The sequence below is a fragment of the uncultured Eudoraea sp. genome, from assembly GCF_947258525.1.
Lineage (GTDB): Bacteria > Bacteroidota > Bacteroidia > Flavobacteriales > Flavobacteriaceae > Eudoraea.
In genome coordinates, this window is record NZ_CAMYIP010000025.1 from 1 (window position 1) to 4259 (window position 4259).

The following is a 4259-nucleotide window of genomic DNA, read 5'->3' on the forward strand; positions in this document are numbered from 1 at the left end:
GGGTCACACGGACCATTTCCCTGTCTCCTTCTAGGTGGAATAGCGGATAAAAATCTAAATAATCGTTGTCGTCATAGACGAATTCACGCCGGTAATAGGAAAGCCCTCCCTCTCTTTTTAAGACCATGAGGAAAACTTTATCTGCATTGGGATCCAAATAATACCGGAATTTAAAAAATGCCGATTCCTCCCAAAGAGGAACAGACACATATTCACGATCCCCTGCTCCATATCCCAGGATATCCTTTGCCCCGTATTTCTTTTTTGAGGCTCTGCCTTCTGGCCTGAAACGAATCCTGGAATACAGTTCCACATAGGGTTCAGGGGACCGGTCTTTTACCTGTCCCAAAAGGGTATCTCCTTCCAGCGTGATAATATAGCCCGGTTCAAATCCCTTTTTCTGGGCATGCAGGTTTGAAAGGCTCCAAAAGAGCAACAATAGACATATTGAACGAAGATGTTTTCCCATGAGTACGGTTTTGCACAGAGGTATCAAAGATTTTGCCAAAGTGACTTTCCCCTAAGTTGCTCTAGCTTGTTTTTGCCTTTTAATCCCGAATGCCACCTTGCACCTCCATACTCAGGCACCATCTGCCAAAGCGCCTGGAATGCTTATCCTGGATCCGTTCATCGGAAGCCAGTTCTTTTTAGAGTTCAAAAGCGGATATTTTGATACGGTAGAATTCGCATTTACAGGCAATAACCAAGCTAATGTTGGTGAAATGGACCTGGAATACCGAAAGCTCGCATTCAGAAAGTTCCAAAACTATCAGCAATTTCTTGACAAAAGCCCTTGTTTCGACCGGGATAAAAGGCAGATTGAGATTGGCACCTAGTTCAATATTGGAAATCTGCCACGCCACGCCCATTTTCAGGAATAGCCCGTATGTTTTTTGATTATAATTTAGCGTAGAGCTATAGCCTGCCGTGCTGCTATCCTCGCGTTCGACTGTTATATCAATATCACTGCCGCCTTCGTTTGTATAAATACTACCAAAAAGTGATGCGCCTATCCCCAATTTTTCATTTACCGGATAAGCCCAGGTAATACCATACCATTCTTCACGCAATTTGTTTTGAAAGTTTATGTTTGTAACACGTCTAACTTCGTTTTCTAAGGTGTCAAATTCGGGATTTTCCTGAATTCCGGAACTATAGTTCAAAGGAATATCAGAACGGTAGCTAGATAAGATTGAATAGGCGAATCTGTGCTTAGGCAGGAATTTCAGATTGAATGTTCCGGCAACAATACTTGGAATACCACTAAAATTAGAAGTATTTACGTCGATTTCGGTTTCGAAGACATCCTAAAAGGTAAATTGGCTCCATTCATAAGCCTTTACGGCAATTACAAAAGAGGGTTAATCAACAAAAACGAGCCTGGCAGGATTGTAATAAGCAAGACCCAGATCTGTAGCACTTCCGGTTACATTGCCATTAAGCAGCATCGATTGGTTCCCGTAGTTATCAAACTTGTAATTACCCTCCTGACCTCTTCCAGCAATGATCAGACAAAGAAATGCTAAGGTTATAACGTGCTGGCAGGTTCGCCTCATAAATTGAAAGCTTGGTTATAATTTTAAGTTAGTGGATTTCGCGGAAGTTGACAACCATCAATATAAAAATTGATTTAAAAAATCGTGGACTAGGTTTTACCCAACTAGTTCTATTACATTGAGATTTTTCCTAATTTAGTCTGGAATGTTAGGTAAACTGAATAAAATATTTCTCTTCCTTTTATTGTGCGGCATATCTTTTCATATTTCTGCACAAGAGTATGGCTATGTTCAATACAATTCTGGGTCCGAAGCCCCTTTTGATGAGGTGTCTACGGTACTTCAGGATCAGGCCGGCTATATTTGGATTGGTAGCCAAAACGGTTTATATCGATTTGATGGAATCCATTTTGACATGTATAGCATGCACACCAAGAGTCAATTCATTCATCAGCTTCATGAACGCGATGATCAGCTCCTGTTTGTAAATGATATAGGGATCTATCAAATAGACGATTTTCTTTCTCAGCCTAAGGTAAGTCCACTGCTGGAAGGCACAATCAATGAAACAACAGGACTTCCTTTTTACCCTAACGATTTAACACGGGGTAAAGATCAGGATATCTGGCTTGCGCAATCTAATCACAGTATTGGGAGGTTGCAGCAAGGAGATTTCAAAACTTATCCATTTTCCAAATCGGATAAAGCACAAAAGCTTGCAATTCATAAAGACTCAAATGGAGGAATTTGGGTTCTGAGTCCATTAGATGGATTATTCTACTTTAATGAAGCCACTGATACTTTTGAAAAAAAGCTCAACATTAAAAATGGAAATACATTATTAATTCACAAAGATTACCTTTTGGTTGGTAGTGATGCGCTGCGGGTCTATACTATTCAGGGAAATAGACCCCGGTTAATTAAGACAATTGAGCTGGATGACGATCTTATTACCGCCATGTACCTGAATCAAAATGATCAATACATCATCGGAACCGCTAAAGGAAAGCTATTTATACTATCTGATTTAAATAAGGATCTTCAAACTATATATGGAGCCAATGAAGCTCACAGGGTGGAAGAATTGGATTTTGGACATATCTATGAAATTTATGTAACAACGGAAAGCAAAAGCAATAATGAGCAACTCTGGGTTTGTTCGGAAACCGGACTTTGGCTGCTCCAACAACGCTTTTTCGAAACTGTTGAAAATTTGCCCTTGAATAATCCTATCGTAATTGCCATGGGCAATGAAGGAAATGCATGGGCACCCATTAATTATTTATATGAAATCTCTCCCGAAAAAGACGGGTTCACCGCAACACCCATTTATGATAATTTGCAGGCAAATGCAGTTGCTCAGGACAAAGCCGGATTCATATGGGTAACTACCAGCACCCCAAAAATTGAATTATTAAAATATTCCAATAACAAAATCATCAAACGATATGATGATTTCCATGACCGGGGAGAGGCTATTTTCAATCTTTATCCGGATAGTAAAGGTAACCTTTGGTTTTGCCAGGCCCCTGTGAATAAACCTATTATTGGTATTGCACAAATCAATGCAAAGGATGAAATAAAGTATTACGATGAGACCAAAGGTTTTGCCAGCAGGGTTCTGGCAATAAAGGAAGGTGCACGGGGCGAAATATATGCCGCAGGTATCGGTGAAGACAGTTATTTGTATCGTTTTGATCCGGAGATAGATCAATTTGTGAATCTTAGCCCCAAGCTTCCTTTTACGGCCATGCTCAATTTTGAAGCCCATGATCTTACTATTGACGATCGTGGTGTTGTGTGGTTGGCTACTACAGATGGCTTGCTGCGCTATGATTCTGAAAAGATCACACTCGTCCAAAATGATATTTTAGGCCAGGAAGAGGTGAGAGGAGTAACGCATTATTCTAATGATAATATTTGGATCTCTACTGCCACTAAAGGACTGGTTTTTCACCATCAAAACACTTCCACTGTTTTAGGAGAAATGGAAGGGTTACCTGCTGTTATTGGCGCTTACCGATGTATTAAGACAGATGCTCAGGGCCGTCTTTGGGCAGGAACTGCAGAAGGCCTGGTTTATTCACGCATGTCTGCAGCTACGCTCCCTTATTCCAATCCGCCAACGATTAGAAAGATAACCATAGATAGAGATGAAATTACCGAAGGCTTTAACAAGGGGTTAAAACTAAAAAAAAGTGAACAGCTCAATTTGCTGTTTACGAATTTATCCTTTCCTGCCAGAAACGTTCAATACCAATACAGACTGCTCCCCAAAGAAGACAGACAGATTATGCTGGAAGAACAGCTCTGGCAATCCAATGGAAATAATAATACACTCACCTTAAGCCAAATTGAACCAGGCGATTACTTCCTGGAATTAAGAGCCAGACAACCCGGTGGGTACCAATGGAGTAATCCACTGGAAATTCAATTCAGCGTATTTGTACCCTGGTATTCGCGAACATGGGTTATTTATAGTGCCATTGGCCTACTGCTCCTGCTTTTATCTTATTATTCTCGTTTTTATGTACAACGACGCTTTAGCAGATTACAACAGGTCTTAAATTATTCCAATGAAAAATTAGCGAAAAAAGAAGCGCAACTTCATCAAAAGATTCGGGAGTTTAAAGTGCAACAAGAAGAATTGGATAGTGCAAAATTAAATATCCAAACCCTCGAACTATTTATTAAAGATATTCCCAAAAAGGCATCCTGGAACGACATCATCAATGCAATGGGTAAAGCGGTTAACCAATCTGC

Annotated in this window: 4 protein-coding genes; 1 reads left to right on the forward strand and 3 read right to left on the reverse strand. The window is 40.2% G+C overall.

Translation table 11 applies throughout. The features are described from left to right. The 3 genes from Q0X89_RS02045 to Q0X89_RS02055 form a co-directional block, all read right to left on the reverse strand. On the reverse strand, positions 1–469 hold a 469-nt coding region (locus tag Q0X89_RS02045; protein ID WP_297690944.1), incomplete at its 3' end, for a hypothetical protein. 178 nt (positions 470–647) lie between these two features. Further along, positions 648–1163, reverse strand: coding sequence for a hypothetical protein (locus tag Q0X89_RS02050; protein WP_297690945.1), 516 nt, complete (start codon positions 1161–1163; stop codon positions 648–650). A gap of 198 nt (positions 1164–1361) precedes the next feature. Next, on the reverse strand, positions 1362–1556 hold the full coding sequence (locus Q0X89_RS02055; protein WP_297690946.1) for a hypothetical protein: 195 nt from the start codon (positions 1554–1556) through the stop codon (positions 1362–1364). Between the two features lie 145 nt (positions 1557–1701). On the opposite strand from Q0X89_RS02055, the gene Q0X89_RS02060 reads away from it, so the two are divergent. Then, positions 1702–4259, forward strand: a 2558-nt coding sequence (locus Q0X89_RS02060; RefSeq protein ID WP_297690947.1) for a hypothetical protein, incomplete at its 3' end; no start/stop codon positions are given.